Below are 20,244 nucleotides of genomic sequence, written 5' to 3'. Positions count from 1 at the left end.
AGAGGCCATGTCGGAGCCTGCGCAGTCCGCGCAGACATGCCTGGTGACGATCGACGTCGTGCCGGACGGCGATCGCATGAACGTCCGGGTGTGCGGTGAGCTCGACCACGGCGGCCGGCAGCTCGAACGCGGCCTGGACGAAGCCCTGGACAACTCGGCGAGCGGTATCGACCTGGACCTGAGCGCCATCGGTTTCTGCGACTGCTCCGGTCTCAACCTTCTGCTCGGTCTGCGCCGGAAGGCGCTCGACGAGGGCAAGACGGTCACCATCTGCGCCAGCGGCCCTTCGGTCGACCGGATCCTGGAGCTGACCGGCGCCCGGGAGTTGTTCGTACACCCCGCCTCCGGTGCCGGGAGCGCCGAGCCGGATACCGCCGGTGACAGCCTGAGCGCGCCGGAGGCGGTCGATCACGAGCTGCGCAAGGAGGTCGCCGAGCTGCGAAGGGCGATGCAGACGCGGCCTTCCATAGATCTGGCCCGCGGCATCCTGATGGCCACCTTCAGCCTGAGCCCCGAGGTGGCGTGGACCGTGCTCGTCACGGCCTCCCAGAACACCAACACCAAGCTGCACCGCCTGGCCCAGGACCTGGTCGGCACCGTTCAGGGCACGCCACTGCCCGAGGACGTGCAGCAGCAGCTGGCGGCCGCGGTCGCCCAGGCGCGCGCGGCCGCCCCGCTGGCATGACAGTCCGGGCTCGTCATTCCCTCACGTCTGCGGCGGTGCGCTCTTGATCACCGCGAAGCGGGCGCCGTAGGGGTCGGCGAGCTTGGCGAAGCGGCCCACGCCCTCGATGTCGGTGGCGGGGACGCGGATCTCGCCGCCCAGCTCGCTCGCCCTGGCGACCGTGGCGTCCGTGTCGGCGACCTCGAAGTACGGCAGCCAGTACGCGCGGTCCTCCGACGGGTCGTCGGCGAGCGGGACGATGCCGCCGAACATGGAGTCCTCGCCGCCCCCGGCGGGGTTGACGGTGGTGTACGTACCGCCCGGGAAGTCGACCGCCGCCGTCTCCAGGCCGAGCGTCTCGTGGTAGAACCAGGCGGCCGCGGCGATGTCCGGGGTGTACAGCTCGACCCAGGCCAGGGCGCCGGTCTCGTTCGCCACGTCCACGCCCTTGGTCCGACCCGGCTGCCAGATACCGAAGGGCACGCCCGCCTTGTCGGCGAGGATCGCCATGTGTCCCTCGCCCATCACGTCCATGGGCTGCATCAGCACACTGCCGTGCGCCTGCTCTGCCGCCTTGGCGGTGGCCTCGGCGTTCCCGCTCTGGAAGTACACCGTCCAGGACGGCGGGCCCTGCTCGGGCGTGGTCTGCACACCGCCCGCCGCGGTCTTCCCGTCCAGCTGGAAGAAGCCGTATCCGCCGGCGTCCGGCCCGGCCGACTGGAACCGCCAGCCGAAGAGGCCGCCGTAGAAGGAGATGGCGCCGTCGATGTCGGAGGTGCCGACGTCGATCCAGTTGGGAGCGCCGTTGACGAAACGGGTGGTGAGCATCTTCGCCCTCCTCGGAAGGGTCCCGTTCTCTGCACTGCCGAGTCTTGCACCGCCCACTGACAATCGCTGCCGGAGCGCTCTTTCCCGCCGCTTTCCGCGCGCCGCCGTGCGCCGCGGTGTGGCAGGGCGCCACCATCAGGGTGGCCGGGGGCCCCGCCGGGCGGCGTTGATGACGCGTTGATCGAACGTTTTTCGGCCCCCGGCACGATCTCGTCCATGCACATCGACACCATCACCCCGGCCGACTCCGCCTGGCAGGCCCAGGCACTGTGCGCGCAGACGGGGGCGGACTTCTTCTTTCCCGAGCCGGGCAGCTCGGTGCGTGAGGCGAAGCGCATCTGCGGCATGTGCGAGATGCGCCCGGCCTGCCTCGAGTACGCCCTGCAGAACGACGAACGCTTCGGCGTCTGGGGCGGCCTGTCGGAGAAGGAGCGCCTGGAACTCAGGCGGAGGACACACTGACGCGGCCGGTACGCGCGTGCGTACCGGCCGCGTCATGGCCCGCAGTCGGGTGTGCCGTCAGCCGGCGGCGCGCGCCGCCATGCGCGCCTTGCGTGCCGCCAGCTTCTCGTCGAACTTCAGGGCCTCCGCGTCCAGCCCGCCCATGAACAGGCCGAGTTCCTCCTGGGCCTTGAGGCCCTCGGGGCCGAGGCCGTCGATCTCCAGGACCTTCAGGTGGCGCAGGACCGGCTGGAGCACGTCGTCGTGGTGGATGCGCATGTTGTAGACCTCGCCGATCGCCATCTGGGCGGCGAACCGCTCGAAGCCGGGCATGCCGTGGCCGGGCATCCGGAAGTTCACCACGACGTCCCGGACCGCTTGCATGGTCAGGTCGGGAGCGAGCTCGAAGGCGGCCTTCAGGAGGTTGCGGTAGAAGACCATGTGGAGGTTCTCGTCGGTCGCGATCCGCGCCAGCATGCGGTCGCAGACCGGGTCGCCGGACTGGTGGCCGGTGTTGCGGTGCGAGATACGGGTCGCGAGCTCCTGGAAGGCGACGTAGGCGACCGAGTGCAGCATCGAGTGGCGGTTGTCCGACTCGAAGCCCTCGCTCATGTGGGCCATGCGGAACGCTTCCAGCTTGTCCGGGTCCACCGCGCGCGAGGCGAGCAGGTAGTCGCGCATCACGATGCCGTGCCGGCCCTCCTCGGCGGTCCAGCGGTGCACCCAGGTGCCCCAGGCGCCGTCACGGCCGAACAGCGAGGCGATCTCGTGGTGGTAGCTGGGCAGGTTGTCCTCGGTGAGCAGGTTCACCACCAGCGCGATACGGCCGATCTCGGTGACCTTGGACTGCTCCTTGTCCCAGGCCTCGCCGTCCTCGAACAGGCCGGGGAAGTTGCGGCCGTCCGACCATGGCACGTACTCGTGCGGCATCCAGTCCTTGGCGACCTTCAGATGCCGGTTGAGTTCCGTCTCGACCACTTCCTCCAGTGCGTACAGCAGTCGTGCGTCGGTCCAGGCGGAGGACGGGCTGCTGAGGTGAGGGGAAGTGATCGTCATAGGAACTCCAGGGGACGTACGACCTAAGTGGAACAAACCGGCGAGCGGTGCCGGAACCTACGTGAGCGTAGGCTACGAAACCGTAGGTTACGTTGCCGTAGGTTAAGTGCCGTGTAAAGATCCCTGATCAGACCATGTTTCCTAGGACTTCCAAGAATCTGCCGGGAGAGCCCAGGACCGCAGGTCCCAGGGCTGAAGGGGCGATCGGCTCACCCATCAGGCGTACAGGTCCCTGAGGCGCACCGAGAGACATGTCACACAGCCCTCGAGCTTCTCGAACTCGCTGATGTCCACCACGACCGGATCGTGACCGAGATCGGCGAGCAGCTCCGCGGACTTCGGCGCGCTCGCCGCCATCAGCAGCTTGCTGCCGCCGAGCAGCACCACGTGCGAGCCCGACTCCTCGGGCACCGACAGGAAGCGCGGGAAGAGCGAGGGCCGGTCCACCTTGGGGATGTTCCCGACGACCGTCCCGTCGGGCAGCGCGGTGACCGCCGACTTCAGGTGCAGCACCTTGCTCACGGGTACGGCGACGACCCGCGCCCCCAGCGGCTCGAAGGCGGCCCGCAGCTGCTGGACACCGGCCGCGTTGGTGCGGCCGCCCCGGCCGACGTAGATCGTGTCGCCGATCTTCAGCACGTCGCCGCCGTCCAGGGTGCCCGGCTCCCAGATCCAGTTCACCGAGCAGCCCAGGCGCGCCACGGCCTCCTCGACGCCGGCCGTCTCGTCCCGCCGGGACTCGGCGCCGGGCCGGGTGATCAGCGCGACGTTCTTGTACATGACGACCGTGTCCTCGACGAACACGGAGTCCGGGCAGTTGTCCTCCGGGTCCACCTCCACCGTCTCCCAGCCGTGCTCGCGCAGGGCCTCGACGTACGCCTCCCACTGCTCGACGGCGAGATCGAAGTCGACCTTCTCCCGCTCGATGTGCGTCACCAGCCCTTCGGCGAGGCGGGGGCTCGGGCGGCGGACGAGGGCCTTCTTGCTGGGCACGACGGAACTCCGAATCGGCGGGACGGCAGACCGGGCGCCCATGACGCGACGCCCGGTCCGCCATCATGCAGCGCCGATCCACGACGGCAAAACCCTCGTTGCCAGGCTGTGCCCCTCCTGAGATGCGCGATCGGGAGCTATCCGATCGCCTCCGGCGTCGTCTCCTGCAGCTCGCCGTCCAGCAGCAGCCACCGGGTGATCCCGATCGACTCCAGAAACGGCAGGTCGTGGCTGGCCACGATCAGCGCCCCCTCGTACGACTCCAGGGCCGATGTCAGCTGCCGCACGCTCGCCATGTCGAGGTTGTTCGTCGGCTCGTCGAGCATCAGCAGCTGCGGTGCCGGCTCGGCCAGCATCAAAGCGGCGAGGGCCGCCCGGAAGCGTTCGCCGCCGGACAGGGTGGCCGCCTTCTGGTCGGCGCGGGCGCCCCGGAACAGGAAGCGGGCAAGGCGCGCCCGGACCCGGTTGTTGGTGGCGGCCGGCGCGAACCGGGCCACGTTCTCGGCGACCGACAGCTCGTCGTCGAGCACGTCGAGGCGCTGGGGCAGGAAACGCAGCGGCACGTGCGCGTGCGCCTCGCCCGCCACCGGTGCGAGCTCCCCGGCGATCGTCCGCAGCAGCGTCGTCTTGCCCGCGCCGTTGCGTCCGATCAGGGCCACCCGCTCCGGGCCCCGCAGATCCAGCCCGCCGGCCACGCGCGCGCCGTACGCGAGCTGTAGGTCCATGAGGGTCAGGACGGTGCGGCCCGGCGGTACGGCCGTGTGCGGCAGGTCGACGCGGATCTCGTCGTCGTCCCGTACGGCGTCCACCGCCTCGTCGAGCCTTTCCTTCGCCTCGGTGAGCCGCTCCTCGTGCATGATGCGGTGCTTGCCCGCGGACTCCTGCGCCGCGCGCTTGCGCGCCCCCATGACGATCTTCGGCTCGCGCTTCTGGTCCCACATCTTCTGCCCGTATCGCTTGCGCCGGGCCAACTTGACCTGGGCGTCGACCAGTTCACGCTTCTGCTTCCTGAAGTCGGCCTCCGCGACCCGCACCATCCGCTCGGCCGCCTCCTGCTCGGTGGCGAGCGCCTCCTCGTACGCGGAGAAGTTGCCGCCGAACCAGGTGACCTCCCCGGAGCGCAGATCGGCGATCTGGTCGACCAGTTCCAGGAGTTCGCGGTCGTGGCTGACCACGACCATCACTCCCGGCCAGGACTCGACGGCCGCGTACAGCCGCCGGCGCGCGTACAGGTCGAGGTTGTTGGTCGGCTCGTCCAGGAGCAGGACGTCCGGGCGGCGCAGCAGCAGTGCGGCCAGCCGCAGCAGCACCGACTCGCCGCCCGAGACCTCGCCGATGGTGCGGTCCAACTCGATGTGCCCGAGGCCGAGTTCGCCGAGCGTGGCGAGCGCGCGTTCCTCCACGTCCCAGTCGTCGCCGACCGTCTCGAAGTGCTTCTCGGCCACATCGCCCGTCTCGATGGCGTGCAGCGCGGCGCGCTGCGCTGCGATACCGAGCGCCCTGTCGACGCGCAGCTGGGTGTCGAGCGTGACGTTCTGCGGGAGGTAGCCGACCTCGCCCGCGACGCGTACGGCGCCGTCGGCCGGGGCGAGCTCACCGCCGATCAGCTTCAACAGGGTCGATTTTCCTGACCCGTTGACGCCGACGAGCCCCGTCCTGCCGGGACCGAAGGCGACATCGAGGCCCTCGAAGACGGGGGTGCCGTCGGGCCAGGTGAAGGACAGGGACGTACAAGTGATGGAAGTAGACATGCGGGCCTCGCGGTTGCTCGGTGCGGTCAGGGGCAAACGCGTATGGAGACACCGGAGACCAGCGGCGGGAGAGGAGAACCCTGGAGTACGGAACCGGGGCACGAGAAAGGCCCTGCTCCGTCGGGACGGCTCGACTGCCGAGGTCGCACGCAGCGCACACACCTCACGTGTGTGACACGGTGTCTCAGGACCTCAGACGAGCAACGTCCTTCTCCAATCGACGGCAACAGAACCGCTGTACACCGTAGGAAGCGGTGGGCGGGCTGTCAACGGATTAACGTGATCCCCGCCCTCACCGCACGAAGGAGTCTCCGTGCCCAACGGCCCGCTCTCACTGCCCGCCCGGCTCTACCTGCTGGCCTGGGACACGAACCCCACCGAGGTCACCGCTGCCGCCCGCCTCCACCACCTGGTGCGGGCAGGTGCGCTCACCGAACTGGCCCAGCGCGGTCTGCTCGTCGACGACGACGGCATCGCCACGCCCGCCGACATGGACTCCCTCACCGGGGACGCCGTCCTCGACGGGCTCCTGGAACTGGTCCGCGAGTCCCGGCCGCACCGCTGGCAGACCTGGGTGACGCTGCACGCGCGCGTGACGCTCGACGCCGTACGGGAGCAACTGACGGCCCAGGGCTGTCTGCGGGCGGAGCGGAAGCGGGTGCTCGGGGTCTTCCCGAGCGTGGAGCACGTGCTGGCGCGGGCGGACGTCGTGGACACGCTGCGTGCGGCGGCGCGGCAGGTTCTGGAGGGCCCGGTGCCGGTGGCGGAGGTCTCCGAGCGGGACGCGGCCGTCGTCGCCCTCGCCGCGGCCGCGGAGCTGCCCACGCTGGCGCCGGGCAAGGACCGCAGACGCCACCACGCGCGCGTGGCGGAGCTGACCGAGCGCAGTGGGGCCGCGGCGCCCGCGCTGCGGAAGGTCGTCACCGAGGTGCACACGGCGCTGGCCGCGTCGCTGACGGCGGCCGCCGCGGCGACGGGCGACTGAGGCCTCCGGCACCAGCGCGCGGCTCGCCTGGGACCTCGGCTCGGCGGGACGGCGACCGGCTGGACCATGACCGGGCCCTCGCCGCGAGCACGCCGAGCGCATCGCTGTTCGTCAACGCCCCCTGGTCCACCGCGCCACCCGGGAGCTGATGGAGGCGGGGACGTACGGCGGGTGCGCTGAGCACCCTTAGGGGTGCGGGGCTGTATCGATTTGCGGCTCCGCCGCGTGGGCGCGACCAGCCACGACGTGCCCGCACACGACATACGCCCTGTCGCGCCCCACCCGCGGAGCGCTCAGCACGCGTCCCGAATCAGCTCCGCCAGGTCATGATCCAGATCCAGCTGGAGATGCTCCAGCCCCACGGGCACCAGCGCGCTCGTGGCGTCGAGGAACCGGCGTATCTCGTGCGAGCGGACGTGCACGACGGCGGTGCCCTCGGGGGCGTGGAACTCCAGGACGGTGCGCTCGTAGCCGTACGGCCGCACGCGCACGTCGCCGTGGCCCTCGGGCTCGTGCAGACCGGCCGCGAGGAGCTCGCGGGCGAACGTCCAGCAGACCTCCACGCCCTCCAGAGTGGCCGGGGCCGGGAAGGTCATACGGACCGCGAACGGGTCGCTGCGGTCGTAGTGCAGCTTCGCCGGGATGCTCGGCATGCGCGGCGCGGCGGCGACGAGGCGGGCCTCCACGGGTTGTTCGATGACGGTGGACAACGCCTTGCTCCCTTGTGACGTCTGGACGGGCTTCCGGGTGGATTGAGCGGGGCACTGCTAGAGACGCTGGAATCAGCCAATCCGTGCACACCGATTTCGAGTGACCTGCGTCACCGCATTCATGCACAGGAGTGACGCAGTCCATTTCCCGTGCACCGACGGGCAGTTGTGGCGAGGGTCGCCGTCTGGACGGGGTCCGGGGCGTCGGATAGCTTCGCCCGCCATGAGGCGTATGGGGAACACGCGACGACTGAGGCGTACGTTTCGGACAGTGGCCGCAGGGGCGGTGTGCTCGGCGGCGCTGGCCGCCCTGACCGCTGTACCCGCACAGGCACAGGAGCCCGGACACCGGGCGCCGCACTGGGAACTGAAGGACACCGGCGCGACCGGCGTCCGCTTCCGGGGGCTGTCGGCCGTCAGCCGGGACACCGCCTGGGTGGCCGGAACCGGCGGCACCGTGCTGCGCACCACCGACGGCGGGGCGAGCTGGCGGAACGTCTCGCCGCCGGGCGCCGGCGAGCTGCAGTTCCGGGACATCGAGGCATTCGACGCGCGCCGTGCCGTGGTGCTGGCCATCGGCGAGGGCGAGGCCTCCCGCGTGTACCGCACCGACGACGGCGGCACGACCTGGACCGAATCATTCCGCAACACCGACACCAAGGCCTTCTACGACTGCCTGACCTTCTTCGACCGCCGCCACGGCCTCGCCATGAGCGACCCGGTCGACGGCAGGTTCCGCATCCTGTCGACCGGCGACGGCGGCCGCTCCTGGAAGGTGCTCCCCAGCGACGGCATGCCGGCCGCCCTGGACGGCGAGGCGGGCTTCGCGGCGAGCGGGCAGTGCCTGGTCGCCTCCGGCCCCTCGGACGTCTGGCTCGCCACCGGCGGCGGTGCACGCGCGCGCGTGCTGCACTCCGCCGACCGCGGGCTCACCTGGACGGCCACCGACACACCGATCCCGGCGGGCGACCCGGCGAAGGGCGTCTTCGCCCTCGCCTTCCGCGACCGCACCCACGGCCTCGCGGTCGGCGGCGACTACCGCCCGGACCAGACCTCCCCGCAGGCCGCGGCAGGCACCGCCGACGGCGGCCGCACCTGGCAGCCCGCCGCCACCCCGCCGCCCGCCTACCGCTCCGGCGCCGCCTGGCTCCCGCACAGCCGCACCGCCGCCCTCGCGGTCGGCCCCACCGGCACCGACCTGACCACCGACGGCGGCCGCACCTGGCGGACGGTCGACACGGGCTCGTACGACACCGTGGACTGCGCCCCGGATCTCGGCTGCTGGGCCGCGGGAGAGCAGGGCCGGGTGGCTCGCCTGGAACGATGACGCATGGGACTCGGATGCGGGTACTCGGGCGCCTACTGCGAGAGGAGTGAGCGACGATGCCCGCAGGTTCCAGCTCCAAGCGTGAACGCCAGTACGAGCACATCAAGAAGAGCGCGCAGGACCGGGGGGAGAGCACCGGGCGCGCCAAGGAGATCGCGGCGCGGACGGTGAACAAGGAGCGCGCCCGGTCCGGCGAGTCCAAGTCCGCCAGCCGCAGCTCCACGAACGACATGTCCTCCGGCAAGCGCGGTGGCCAGCGGTCCGGCCAGGGCTCCCAGGGCCCCACCCGCGACCAGCTGTACAACGAGGCCAAGCAGCGCGGTATCGAGGGCCGTTCGAACATGAACAAGGGGCAGCTGCAGCGCGCGCTGAACGCGAAGAAGGGCTGAGCTCTCGTCCCCCGCGACAGCGAGGACTATCCCGCCGTCGCGGGGGTTCTTGCGCCCGGCGGCGAACGTCCGCCGCCCGCTCACGGGCCGTACGCTCGTCCCCATCATGACGACCGTACGCATCCCCGCGGGCTGGCCCGCGACCGAGGAACAGGCCCGCGCCGTACAGGACGAACTGCGGACACAGGTGGTGCTCGACGAGCCGGGACCGCCGCCCGGCAGCGGCCATGTCACCGGTGTCGACGTGGCCTACGACGACGAGCGGGACGTCGTTGCGGCCGCGGCGGTCGTTCTGGACGCGGCGACTTTGACGGTTGTCGCGGAGGCCACGGCGGTCGGCCGCATCTCCTTCCCGTACGTCCCCGGTCTGCTCGCGTTCCGAGAGATCCCCACGGTCCTCGCCGCCCTCGACGCCCTGCCGTGCCCGCCCGGCCTGGTCGTCTGCGACGGCTACGGGCTGGCCCACCCCCGCCGCTTCGGCCTCGCCAGCCACCTCGGCGTCCTCACGGGCCTGCCCACGATCGGCGTCGCGAAGAACCCCTTCACCTTCGCCCACGACGACCCCGGCGCCCCGCGCGGCAGCACCTCCCCCCTCCTCGCGGACACCGAGGAGGTCGGCCGCGCGCTGCGCACCCGCGACGCCGTCAAGCCCGTCTTCGTCTCCGTCGGCCACCGCACCAACCTCGACAACGCCTGCGCCCACACCCTGGCCCTGACCCCGAAGTACCGCCTGCCGGAGACGACGCGCAGGGCGGATGCGTTGTGCCGAAGGGCGTTGCCGGATGCCACTGCCCCGAGGAAACCCCTTGCCGACCTTGCGGCGGCGGACCCCGCCCGGTCGTGGGGACGCACCCTGTTCGAGCGTCAGTCCGACCCGGTGACCTGGGCGGGCCGTGTGCTCCGGGCGGCGGCCGACGAGCACCCTTGGGTGCCCGAGATCGAGACGGCTCTGGAGCTTGCGGCGGACCGGGACCGGTGGAGCCGTGGACGCGAGGTGTTCGAGCTGGTCCGCCGAGGCTCGGCGGCCGAGGAGCAGTGCGCGCAGGAGCAACGGATCCTGTTCCGCCTGGCGGAGCTGGTCGGCAAGGTCGCCCACAATGAGGCCGGGCCTCCTCCGTTCTTCGACCACCACGCGGGGTGGCAGATCGGCCCTCTCGCCTGGCAGCTCGCCATTGTCGAGCCCGACCCCGCTGTGCGGGACCGGATCGCGGACGCGCTGGGCGACCGGCCGCCGGAGCCGCTCGACGGGTGATCTGAGTACCCGGACTGAGTACCCGTACGGATGTGGGTGCGGTGCGCCGGTCGGCAGGCTGTGCCGCATGACGACGCACCGTGCTCCGAAGCCCCTCGCCGATCCCAACCGTCCCGTCGAGCGTGCCGTGACGGCCGCGCTGATCCTCGCCGTGCTGGCGGGACTCGGCTGGATCGCCGGGATGCTCTACACGGTGGCGGGGTGGTCCTAGCTCCTGTTCGGCGGCTTGCGACAGCGCCGACTCGGCGAACTTCTTGGCCGTCTCGTCGTAGCCGTGGTCGCCGCTCGCGACCTGCCTGAGCACGAGCGGGCCGCCGGCCACAGGTTCGCACGGGACCTGGACCGCGCGCTCGACGGGCAAGCCGACCCGCGCTGAACATGACGTCAATGGGCCAGCGCGTAGGCACTCTTTCCCGCCAGCAACAGGCCGACCACGACACTGCCGTACACGATCGCCTGTTCCGCGTGGCCCTGCATCCAAGAGCGCAGTTCCCGCAGTCGGTGTCGGGCGGACGCCGGCTTGAAGACCACATACAGCTCCGCGGCGAGCAGCGTGGCGGTCGCGAGGATGCAGTACGCGATCAGTACCAGCCAGGTCATGGGGTCGGAGCCGTCGGCCTCCACCACGGTCACGGCGCCGGCGGCGACGAGGCCCCACGGCTGGAGAAGGACGGCAAGTCCCGCCGCCGGCCAGAGTGCGCCCCGGTCCATCCGGGAGGTGAGGAAAGAGGACGACCTGCCGTTCGGCGCCGAGGTGACGGTGTGGGACGGATCGTGGTGACGGGCCTTTCGGTGCCGGTGGATGCCGTACACGACGAGTGACACTCCGATGGCGACCTTGATCGCGAGGTTTGCCGTGGACGGAGGCGACCTCCGGTCCGGGGGCTGCCCGCCGGTCACCGTCAGGACCAGAACGATCACCGCGACGAAACACGTCATCCATCCCGAGATGAAGGCGAGCCCCGTCCGAACGCCTCTGACGGATGCCACCACCAGGACGAACGCCATGAGGGGGAGGGGGTCGAGCGTGATGGCGAGGGCGATGAGCAGGAGGTCGAAGACCATGGGCGATCCCCTCAGGCACCGTACGGGCCGAGCCTATGCACGGCTGTGACCCACCGCATCTCATGTGACGGTTGAGCCGGCCTTGCCCCGTGCCCGCTGCAGGGTGCCGTGGCACGCTTCGTCGCGCACTCTGGAGATGGAAGGGGCGACGATGGAGACTCGCGGCTGATGCGGCGCCGGGATGCGGGCACGGACACGCGCGCGTCACGGTGGCGTGGCCGTCTCGGAGAACTGACGGCCTGCCTGAAAGCCGTCCACGCGCGTCTGGAGATCCGCTTCCCCGTCATCACAGCACTTCTGGACCGCATGGTGTCGGTGAACATCTTCGACTCCGCCACCCGCATCGCGGCGCAGTGTTTCCTCACCGCGGTCCCGTTGCTGTTCGTGCTGGACGCGTACGCGCCCGATACGGTGCAGACCCAGGTCCTCAAATCGGTCAGCGCCGTCTTCGGTCTGACCGGGCAGTCGAAGGCCGAGGTGGAGCGGGCGTTCCAGCCCCCGACCGACGATGTGCGCCAGGCGATCGGCGTGGTCGGCGGGCTGATGGTGCTGCTGTCGGCCACCGCGGTGAGCCGCGCGGTGCAGCGGTTGTGCAGACGGGCCTGGCAGCTGCCCCACGGAGGAACGAAAGTCGCTCCATGGAGGTGGCTGTCATGGATCGGCCTGTGGCTCGGCGCCTTGGTTGCACAAGGGCTGTTGCGCGACGGGTTCGGCCTGGGGGCCTGGCTGGGAGTTCCGATCGTCCTGGTCGTACAGGCGGCGATGTGGTGGTGGACCCAGCATCTTCTGCTGGGTGGAGCAGTCCGCTGGGCGCCCCTCCTGCCAGGCGCCGTCCTCACGGCGATCGCGGTCGGCTGCCTGTCCGTGACCGCCCATTTCTACATGCCACGGGCGCTCAACCGGGCACTGTCCGACTACGGTTCCGCGGGTTCCGTCTTCGTCCTGCTGTCCTGGCTGATCGTCGTCTCCGTGGCCATCGCCGTCGGGCTCAGCGCGGGCGCTGTACTGTCCCAGGAACCCTTCCTGCGGCGCCGCCTCGGAACCCCGACCTCGCCACGCTGACGGGACACCCGTCGGGAACGCGCTGTCAGGTGCCGCCAGGAGGCACCCTGCCGCCGACCAGGATGTGAGGTTGAGGGCGGCCGGCCAGTCGGACGCTCCGTCGTGGCGGCTCCCCGGTTGCTGCAGTACCGGGCGTACGCACCCTCGGTGCCGGGTCCGCCACCGGGTCCGCTCGCTGTTCGCGGTTGGCTCCCTGCACGCCGGTGCCGGGGGCCGGTGCAGACGACGAGGGTGCACCGTTCCCGCGCCCAGGCGCTCGGCCCGAGCCAGGCGGGGGGACAGGATGCCGAGTGCGGTCGCGCGCCGGTCCTGCTCGTGCCTGCGCCTCAGCCGCGCCGATTCACCGGCTCGACGCCACCCTGAAGGTGATCCCCGCCCGTCGCAGCCGTTCCGTGAGAGCGTCGCCCATCGCGACCGCCGTGGTGACCTGACCAGCCGTCGGCGGCAGGTCGTCGAAGGCCAGTGACAGCGCCGACTCGGCGAACATCTTCGCCGTCTCGTCATAGCCGGGGTCGCCGCCCGCGACCTCCGTGAGCACCTGGCGGCCGCCGCCCTCGCCCACGAAGCGGACCCGGAACCAGCTCTTCGCCCGCTTCTCGGCGCTCGGCCCCTCGCCGGGCTTGAGACGGTCGGACAACCAGCGCCGCGCGGGCGGCAGTTGGGCGGCCGCGAAGAGGCCGCCGACGGCCGCGATCCCCCCCACGGCGACGGGCAGGTGTCGTACGGCTGCGTAGTGGCGGTAGCGGAAGTCGGGGCCGTAGCGCTCCAGGGCCTTCGCGGAGCGGCCCACGATCCGCGCGTCGATGGTCGGCAGCGGCAGCGCCCACGAACCCACCTCCTTCGCGAACCGCGGCACACCCGTGGGCGCGGCCGCCCGCCGCCCCACCAGGCGCGGCTCGTGCCGCTTGCGGTCCCGCTCGGCTGCCAGCATCGGCCGCACCCGCGAGAACTGGTTCAACGCCGACGCGAACGTACCGCCGGAGAAGGTGGCGTCCGCCGTCACGAACCCGTCCACCGTCAGCGGCACCCCCTCGGGCAGCTGCCGCACGGTGAAGTACGCGCCCAGGTCGTGGGGGATCGAGTCGAACCCGCAGGCGTGCACCAGCCGCGCACCGGTCTCACGCGCGCGTGCATCGTGGCGGACGTACGTCAGGTCCACGAACTCGGGCTCACCGGTGAGGTCGAGATAGTCCGCACCGCTGTCCGCGCAGGCGGCGACCAGCTCCTCGCCGTACGTCACATACGGCCCCACGGTCGTGGCCACCACGCGCGCGTGCTCGGCGAGTCCGCGCAGCGACACCGGATCGGCCACGTCCGCCCGCAGCACCCCGACCTTCCCGGTGCCGGGCAGCCGCTCGCGCAGCTGCTCCAGCTTCCGCTCGCTGCGGCCGGCGATCGCCCAGCGCAGGTCCTCGGGCGCATGCGCGGCCAGGTACTCCGCGGTGAGCGTCCCGACGAAGCCCGTGGCTCCGAAGAGCACGATGTCGTACGGACGGTCCGTCCTGCTCAGCCTGCTCATGACACCCCTCGGTCCGCAGCACGCGCCGTTGTCGGTGGCCGAGGCTAGCGTGAAGGGTGCGGAGCCCGACGACGAGCCCGGAGGTAAGCGGTGTCCGTGCCAAGAAGCGCCCTGAAGAAGTGGGGGAAAGTGCGCGAGTTCGCCCTCGGGTTGCCGGTGAAGCTCAGGGACGAGGCGACCCACGCGTACCTCGCCGGTCGCGGAATCCGCCGGATACGGCCCGGCAAGGCCGACTGGGTCCGTGTCCCGCTGGATGCACGCTGATCCGCATGGCTCCTCCGGCACACTTGGCTAAGCGCTTGCTCTCCCGGGTCTTGTGTCCGCTGGAACGTGTTCCTAACATCACTAGTGTTACAGCAGTTGTGTCACAACCCCTGGGGACTGCATGGCAAAGGCAAAGACGCCTGGACACGGCCCGCTTTCCGGCGTGCGCGTGGTGGAGCTGGCCGGTATCGGGCCAGGCCCGTTCGCCGCCATGCTCCTCGCCGACCTGGGCGCCGACGTCGTCCGCGTGGACCGCCCCGGCGGCGTCGGGCTCGCGATCAACACCGACTACGACGTCACCAACCGCAACAAGCGCTCGGTGATCGTCGACCTGAAGTCCGCGGACGGCCCCGCGCGGGTCCTCGACCTCGCCGCACGCGCCGACATCCTCATCGAGGGCTACCGCCCCGGAGTGGCCGAGCGCCTGGGCGTCGGCCCCGAGGACTGCCACGCCCGCAACCCGGAACTCGTCTACGGCCGCATGACCGGCTGGGGCCAGGAGGGCCCCCTCGCGCACCGCGCCGGCCACGACATCGCGTACATCGCCCTCACCGGCACCCTCGGCATGATCGGCAGCCCGGACGAGCCCCCGGCCGTCCCCGCCAACCTCCTCGGCGACTACGCGGGCGGCTCCCTGTACCTGGTCGTCGGCGTCCTCGCCGCACTCCACCACGCGCGCGCGGGCGGCAGCGGCCAGGTCGTCGACGCGGCCATCGTCGACGGCACGTCCCACCTCGCCGCGATGATCCACGGCATGCTCGCTGCCGGCGGCTGGCAGGACCGCCGCGGTGCCAACCTCCTGGACGGCGGCTGCCCGTACTACGGCACATACGAGACGGCCGACGGCAAGTACATGGCGGTCGGCGCCCTGGAGCCGCAGTTCTACGACGAGTTCGTGCGCGTCCTCGGCATCCCGGAACACGCCGACGCCCGCAAGGACTGGACCCGCTGGGGCGAACTGCGCGGGGCGGTCGCGGCCCGCTTCAAATCCCGCACCCGGGACGAGTGGGCGGCCGTCTTCGAGGGCTCCGACGCGTGTGTGGCGCCCGTGCTGTCCCTGCGCGAGGCCCCGCACCACCCGCACCTCGCCGCGCGCGGCACCTTCACCGACCACGGCGGCATCACCCAGCCCGCGCCCGCCCCCCGGTTCTCCGCCACCCCCACGGCCGTACGCACCGGTCCCGCGCAGCCCGGCGCCGACACCGCCGACGTGGCACGCGACTGGGACGTACCCGAGCTCCTCAAGGACCAGGAACCCACGAAGGGCCCCGAATGAAGCGGCAGATCTTCGCCCCCGAGCACGACGCGTTCCGCGCGACCGTGCGTGCCTTCCTGGCCAGGGAGGTGCTGCCGTACTACGAGCAGTGGGAGAAGGACGGCATCGTCTCCCGCGAGGCCTGGCGGGCGGCCGGCAAGCAGGGCCTGCTCGGACTCGCCGTGCCCGAGGAGTACGGAGGCGGCGGCACCTCCGACTTCCGCTACGCCACCGTCCTGGCCGAGGAGTTCACCCGGGCCGGCGCGCCTGGGCTCGCCCTCGGCCTGCACAACGACGTCATCGGCCCGTACCTCACCGGCCTCGCCACCGAGGAGCAGAAGCGGCGCTGGCTGCCCGGCTTCTGCGACGGCTCCATCATCACCGCCATCGCCATGACCGAGCCGGGCGCGGGCTCCGACCTCCAGGGCATCCGTACGCACGCGGAGGACCGGGGCGACCACTGGCTGCTGAACGGCGCCAAGACGTTCATCTCCAACGGGATCCTCGCCGACCTGGTCGTCGTCGTCGCGAAAACGACCCCGGAGGGCGGCGCGCACGGGCTGTCGCTGCTCGTCGTCGAACGCGGCACGGAGGGCTTCGAGCGCGGCCGCAACCTCGACAAGATCGGCCAGAAGGCACAGGACACGGCCGAGTTGTTCTTCACGGATGTGCGCGTGCCCAAGGAGAACCTGCTCGGCACGCTCAACGGTGCCTTCGGCCACCTGATGACCAACCTCGCGCAGGAGCGCCTGAGCATCGCCGTCGCCGCGATCGCCGCGGCCGAGCACCTGCTGGAGATCACCACCGAGTACGTCAAGGAGCGCGAGGCCTTCGGCCGACCGCTCGCCACCAAGCAGCACATCCGCTTCGAGATAGCCGAGATGGCCACCGAGTGCGCCGTCACGCGCGCGTTCCTCGACCGCTGCGTCGAGGACCACTCGGACGGCACGCTCGACGCCGTGCACGCCTCCATGGCCAAGTGGTGGGCGACCGAGCTGCAGAAGCGGGTCGCCGACCGCTGCCTCCAACTTCACGGCGGCTACGGCTACATGACCGAGTACCCGGTCGCCCGGGCCTTCACCGACGGCCGTATCCAGACCATCTACGGCGGAACCACCGAGATCATGAAGGAGATCATCGGCCGTTCCCTGCTGGGCTGAAGCTCATCGCCCGGCCGACCCTCACCCCGAAAGGCTTTCCAGTGAGCACCGAAGCGTACGTGTACGACGCGATCCGCACCCCGCGCGGCCGCGGCAAGGCGAACGGCTCCTTGCACGGCACCAAGCCCATCGACCTGGTCGTCGGACTCATCCACGAGATCCGCGACCGCTTCCCGGGCCTGGACCCGGCGGCGATCGACGACATCGTGCTCGGCGTCGTCGGCCCGGTCGGCGACCAGGGCTCCGACATCGCCCGCATCGCCGCCGTCGCCGCAGGCCTCCCGGACACGGTCGCCGGCGTACAGGAGAACCGCTTCTGTGCGTCGGGTCTGGAGGCCGTCAACATGGCCGCCGCCAAGGTCCGTTCGGGCTGGGAGGACCTGGTCCTCGCGGGTGGCGTCGAGTCCATGTCGAGGGTGCCGATGGCCTCCGACGGCGGCGCCTGGTTCAACGACCCGATGACCAACCTCGCCGTCAACTTCGTGCCGCAGGGCATCGGCGCCGACCTGATCGCCACCATCGAGGGCTTCTCGCGCCGTGACGTCGACGAGTACGCGGCGCTCTCGCAGGAGCGGGCGGCGACGGCCTGGAAGGAGGGCCGCTTCGACCGCTCCGTCGTTCCCGTCAAGGACCGCAGCGGCCTGGTCGTCCTCGACCACGACGAGCACCTGCGCCCGGGCACCACCGCCGACTCCCTCGCCAAGCTGAAGCCGTCCTTCGCCGACATCGGCGACCTCGGCGGCTTCGACGCCGTGGCGCTGCAGAAGTACCACTGGGTCGAGAAGATCGACCACGTCCACCACGCGGGCAACTCCTCCGGCATCGTCGACGGCGCCTCCCTGGTCGCGATCGGCTCCAAGGAGGTCGGCGAGCGCCACGGCCTCACCCCGCGCGCGCGGATCGTCTCCGCCGCCGTCTCCGGCTCCGAGCCCACGATCATGCTCACCGGTCCCGCGCCCGCCACCCGCAAGGCGCTCGCCAAGGCCGGCCTCACCATCGACGACATCGATCTCGTCGAGATCAACGAGGCGTTCGCGGCGGTCGTCCTGCGCTTCGTGAAGGACATGGGCCTGTCCCTGGACAAGGTCAACGTCAACGGCGGCGCGATCGCCCTCGGCCACCCGCTCGGAGCGACCGGCGCCATGATCCTCGGCAGCCTGATCGACGAGCTGGAGCGCCAGGACAAGCGCTACGGACTCGCGACCCTCTGCGTCGGCGGCGGCATGGGCATCGCCACGATCGTCGAGCGCCTCTGAACACCCGGCGGAACCAAGAGACTTCACAGACTTCAACGGAGACCCCCGTCATGACGCAGAGCACCACCATCCGCTGGGAACAGGACCGCACCGGCGTCGTCACCCTCGTCCTCGACGACCCGAACCAGTCCGCGAACACCATGAACCAGGCGTTCCGCGACTCCCTCGCCGTGATCACCGACCGCCTGGAGGCCGAGAAGGACTCCATCCGCGGCATCATCCTCACCTCCGCCAAGAAGACCTTCTTCGCAGGCGGCGACCTGCGCGACCTCATCCCGGTCACCCCCGAGACCGCGCAGGACCTCTTCGACGGCGGCCTGGCGATCAAGCGCAACCTGCGCCGCATCGAGACCCTGGGCAAGCCGGTCGTCGCCGCGATCAACGGCGCGGCCCTGGGCGGCGGCTACGAGATCGCGCTGGCCTGCCACCACCGGGTCGCACTCGACACCTCCGGCACGAAGATCGGCTGCCCGGAGGTCACCCTCGGTCTGCTCCCCGGCGGCGGTGGCGTCGTCCGCACCGTCCGTCTGCTGGGCATCGCCGACGCGCTGCTGAAGGTGCTGCTGCAGGGCACCCAGTACAACGCGCAGCGCGCGCTCGACAACGGCCTGATCCACGAAGTGGCCGCCACCCAGGACGAGTTGCTCGCCAAGGCCCGCGCCTTCATCGACGCCAACCCCGAGTCGCAGCAGCCCTGGGACAAGCCCGGCTACCGCATCCCGGGCGGCACCCCCGCCAACCCGAAGTTCGCCGCCAACCTGCCCGCCTTCCCGGCCAGTCTGCGCAAGCAGACGAACGGCGCGCCCTACCCGGCGCCCCGCAACATCCTCGCCGCGGCCGTCGAGGGCTCCCAGGTCGACTTCGAGACGGCGCAGGTCATCGAGGCGCGCTACTTCGTGGAGCTGGCCGCCGGCCAGACCTCCAAGAACATGATCCAGGCCTTCTTCTTCGACCTCCAGGCCGTCAACTCCGGCGCCAACCGTCCCAAGGGCATCGAGTCGCGTCCGGTCCGCAAGGTCGCCGTCCTGGGCGCCGGGATGATGGGCGCGGGCATCGCGTACTCGTGCGCCCGCGCGGGCATCGACGTGGTCCTGAAGGACGTGTCGCCCGAGGCGGCCGTCAAGGGCAAGGGCTACTCCGAGAAGCTGTGCGCGAAGGCGGTCTCCCGGGGCCGTACGACGCAGGAGAAGGCGGACGCACTGCTCTCCCGCATCACGCCGACGGCGGACCCGCAGGACGTGGCCGGCTGCGATGCGGTCATCGAGGCCGTGTTCGAGAACCCGGAGCTCAAGCACAAGGTCTTCCAGGAGATCCAGCACATCGTCGAGCCGGACGCGCTGCTGTGCTCCAACACCTCGACCCTGCCGATCACCGCTCTCGCCGAAGGCGTCGAGCGCCAGTCGGACTTCATCGGCCTGCACTTCTTCTCGCCGGTCGACAAGATGCCGCTCGTCGAGATCATCAAGGGCGAGCGGACGGGCGAGGAGGCCCTCGCGCGCGCCTTCGACCTGGTCCGCCAGATCAAGAAGACCCCGATCGTCGTCAACGACTCCCGCGGCTTCTTCACCTCCCGCGTCATCGGCCACTTCATCAACGAGGGCGTCGCGATGGTCGGCGAGGGCATCGAGCCCGCGTCCGTCGAGCAGGCGGCGGCCCAGGCGGGCTACCCGGCCAAGGTGCTCTCCCTGATGGACGAGCTGACGCTCACACTCCCGCGCAAGATCCGCAACGAGTCGAAGCGGGCCGTGGAGGAGGCGGGCGGCACCTGGCCGACGCACCCGGCCGAGGCGGTCATCGACCGCATGGTCGACGAGTTCGGGCGCACCGGGCGCAGTGGGGGAGCGGGCTTCTACGACTACGACGAGGCCGGCAAGCGGGCAGGGCTGTGGCCCGGGCTGCGCGAGCACTTCACCGAGCCGGGCCACGAGATCCCGTTCCGGGACATGCAGGAACGCATGCTCTTCTCCGAGGCGCTCGACACGGTCAAGCTCCTGGAGGAGGGGGTCCTGACATCGGTGGCCGACGCCAACATCGGCTCCATCTTCGGCATCGGGTTCCCAGGCTGGACGGGGGGCGTGCTGCAGTACATCAACGGCTATGAGGGCGGGTTGCCGGGCTTCGTGGCACGCGCGCGCGAGCTTGCCGACCGCTACGGAGAGCGGTTCACGCCGCCTGCGCTGCTGGTGGAGAAGGCGGAGAAGGGGGAGCGGTTCGCGGACGCGTGACCCCTGGCGCCGGAGGGGCTGGATTTGGCGCAGCCAATCTCA

Annotated in this window: 19 protein-coding genes and 1 pseudogene; 13 read left to right on the top strand and 7 right to left on the bottom strand. The window is 70.9% G+C overall.

Going from position 1 to position 20,244, the window contains the following annotated elements:
* The first annotated feature begins 7 nt into the window (after positions 1-7).
* The gene (locus tag IH68_RS0118200; protein WP_030936304.1) at positions 8-685 is read left to right on the top strand and encodes an ANTAR domain-containing protein; all 678 of its coding nucleotides are present in this window, start codon (positions 8-10) and stop codon (positions 683-685) included.
* Between the two features lie 21 nt (positions 686-706).
* On the opposite strand, the gene IH68_RS0118195 is transcribed toward IH68_RS0118200, so the two are convergent.
* Positions 707-1,492 (bottom strand): VOC family protein, encoded by a 786-nt coding sequence (locus IH68_RS0118195; protein WP_030936302.1) that lies wholly within the window; start codon positions 1,490-1,492, stop codon positions 707-709.
* Between the two features lie 216 nt (positions 1,493-1,708).
* On the opposite strand from IH68_RS0118195, the gene IH68_RS0118190 reads away from it, so the two are divergent.
* Complete coding sequence (locus IH68_RS0118190; protein ID WP_030936300.1) at positions 1,709-1,954, top strand: WhiB family transcriptional regulator; 246 nt, start codon at positions 1,709-1,711, stop codon at positions 1,952-1,954.
* Between the two features lie 57 nt (positions 1,955-2,011).
* Here IH68_RS0118190 and IH68_RS0118185 read toward each other — a convergent pair whose 3' ends face one another.
* The 3 genes from IH68_RS0118185 to IH68_RS0118175 form a co-directional block, all read right to left on the bottom strand.
* Complete coding sequence (locus IH68_RS0118185) at positions 2,012-2,989, bottom strand: acyl-ACP desaturase (RefSeq protein WP_030936298.1); 978 nt, start codon at positions 2,987-2,989, stop codon at positions 2,012-2,014.
* A gap of 216 nt (positions 2,990-3,205) precedes the next feature.
* Positions 3,206-3,982, bottom strand: a complete 777-nt coding sequence (gene ddaH / locus IH68_RS0118180) for a dimethylargininase (RefSeq protein ID WP_030936296.1) — start codon at positions 3,980-3,982, stop codon at positions 3,206-3,208.
* A gap of 137 nt (positions 3,983-4,119) precedes the next feature.
* Positions 4,120-5,733: an ABC-F family ATP-binding cassette domain-containing protein gene (locus IH68_RS0118175; RefSeq protein ID WP_030936293.1), complete on the bottom strand. Its 1,614-nt coding sequence runs from the start codon at positions 5,731-5,733 to the stop codon at positions 4,120-4,122.
* 313 nt (positions 5,734-6,046) lie between these two features.
* Here IH68_RS0118175 and IH68_RS0118170 point away from each other — a divergent pair, with 313 nt between their 5' ends.
* Positions 6,047-6,718, top strand: a complete 672-nt coding sequence (locus IH68_RS0118170; protein ID WP_030936291.1) for a GOLPH3/VPS74 family protein — start codon at positions 6,047-6,049, stop codon at positions 6,716-6,718.
* Positions 6,719-7,011: 293 nt separating this feature from the next.
* Here the strand turns inward: IH68_RS0118170 and IH68_RS0118165 are convergent, their stop codons facing one another.
* Positions 7,012-7,428: an SsgA family sporulation/cell division regulator gene (locus tag IH68_RS0118165; protein ID WP_030936289.1), complete on the bottom strand. Its 417-nt coding sequence runs from the start codon at positions 7,426-7,428 to the stop codon at positions 7,012-7,014.
* A 232-nt stretch (positions 7,429-7,660) separates the two neighbouring features.
* On the opposite strand from IH68_RS0118165, the gene IH68_RS0118160 reads away from it, so the two are divergent.
* The 4 genes and pseudogenes from IH68_RS0118160 to mmpA all read left to right on the top strand — a co-directional run bounded on the left by IH68_RS0118160 (position 7,661) and on the right by mmpA (position 10,607).
* Positions 7,661-8,755: a WD40/YVTN/BNR-like repeat-containing protein gene (locus tag IH68_RS0118160; protein WP_051833536.1), complete on the top strand. Its 1,095-nt coding sequence runs from the start codon at positions 7,661-7,663 to the stop codon at positions 8,753-8,755.
* Between the two features lie 56 nt (positions 8,756-8,811).
* Positions 8,812-9,144, top strand: coding sequence for a hypothetical protein (locus tag IH68_RS0118155; protein WP_030936285.1), 333 nt, complete (start codon positions 8,812-8,814; stop codon positions 9,142-9,144).
* 106 nt (positions 9,145-9,250) lie between these two features.
* A pseudogene (locus IH68_RS0118150) lies at positions 9,251-9,934 on the top strand (endonuclease V); the annotation flags it as partial.
* A gap of 529 nt (positions 9,935-10,463) precedes the next feature.
* Positions 10,464-10,607, top strand: coding sequence for a morphogenic membrane protein MmpA (gene mmpA, locus IH68_RS57140; RefSeq protein ID WP_185124272.1), 144 nt, complete (start codon positions 10,464-10,466; stop codon positions 10,605-10,607).
* Between the two features lie 173 nt (positions 10,608-10,780).
* Here mmpA and IH68_RS0118140 read toward each other — a convergent pair whose 3' ends face one another.
* Positions 10,781-11,461, bottom strand: a complete 681-nt coding sequence (locus IH68_RS0118140) for a GAP family protein (protein ID WP_030936280.1) — start codon at positions 11,459-11,461, stop codon at positions 10,781-10,783.
* Positions 11,462-11,629: 168 nt separating this feature from the next.
* On the opposite strand from IH68_RS0118140, the gene IH68_RS0118135 reads away from it, so the two are divergent.
* Positions 11,630-12,523, top strand: coding sequence for a YhjD/YihY/BrkB family envelope integrity protein (locus IH68_RS0118135; RefSeq protein ID WP_051833534.1), 894 nt, complete (start codon positions 11,630-11,632; stop codon positions 12,521-12,523).
* Between the two features lie 340 nt (positions 12,524-12,863).
* Here IH68_RS0118135 and IH68_RS0118130 read toward each other — a convergent pair whose 3' ends face one another.
* Positions 12,864-14,042 (bottom strand): saccharopine dehydrogenase family protein, encoded by a 1,179-nt coding sequence (locus IH68_RS0118130; RefSeq protein ID WP_030936276.1) that lies wholly within the window; start codon positions 14,040-14,042, stop codon positions 12,864-12,866.
* 90 nt (positions 14,043-14,132) lie between these two features.
* Here IH68_RS0118130 and IH68_RS56395 point away from each other — a divergent pair, with 90 nt between their 5' ends.
* From IH68_RS56395 to IH68_RS0118105, 5 genes are all read left to right on the top strand, one after another.
* Positions 14,133-14,306, top strand: a complete 174-nt coding sequence (locus tag IH68_RS56395; protein WP_159403690.1) for a hypothetical protein — start codon at positions 14,133-14,135, stop codon at positions 14,304-14,306.
* A 121-nt stretch (positions 14,307-14,427) separates the two neighbouring features.
* On the top strand, positions 14,428-15,582 hold the full coding sequence (locus tag IH68_RS0118120) for a CaiB/BaiF CoA transferase family protein (protein ID WP_030936274.1): 1,155 nt from the start codon (positions 14,428-14,430) through the stop codon (positions 15,580-15,582).
* Positions 15,579-16,721, top strand: coding sequence for an acyl-CoA dehydrogenase family protein (locus tag IH68_RS0118115; RefSeq protein ID WP_030936272.1), 1,143 nt, complete (start codon positions 15,579-15,581; stop codon positions 16,719-16,721). Before IH68_RS0118120 ends, IH68_RS0118115 begins: the two co-directional genes overlap by 4 nt.
* 41 nt (positions 16,722-16,762) lie before the next feature.
* Entirely contained in the window at positions 16,763-17,977 is a 1,215-nt protein-coding gene (locus tag IH68_RS0118110; RefSeq protein ID WP_030936269.1) for an acetyl-CoA C-acetyltransferase, read from the top strand.
* A 50-nt stretch (positions 17,978-18,027) separates the two neighbouring features.
* Positions 18,028-20,202 carry a 3-hydroxyacyl-CoA dehydrogenase NAD-binding domain-containing protein gene (locus IH68_RS0118105; RefSeq protein WP_030936267.1) on the top strand — a complete coding sequence of 725 codons (2,175 nt, stop codon included), beginning with the start codon at positions 18,028-18,030 and terminating at the stop codon, positions 20,200-20,202.
* Positions 20,203-20,244 lie beyond the last annotated feature (42 nt).

Origin of the sequence: Streptomyces sp. NRRL S-646, from assembly GCF_000720765.1 — a bacterium.
In the GTDB taxonomy this organism is placed as follows: Bacteria; Actinomycetota; Actinomycetes; order Streptomycetales; family Streptomycetaceae; genus Streptomyces.
The sequence above is the reverse complement of the archived record's forward strand: the minus strand, read 5'-3'. Positions and strand labels throughout refer to the sequence as shown.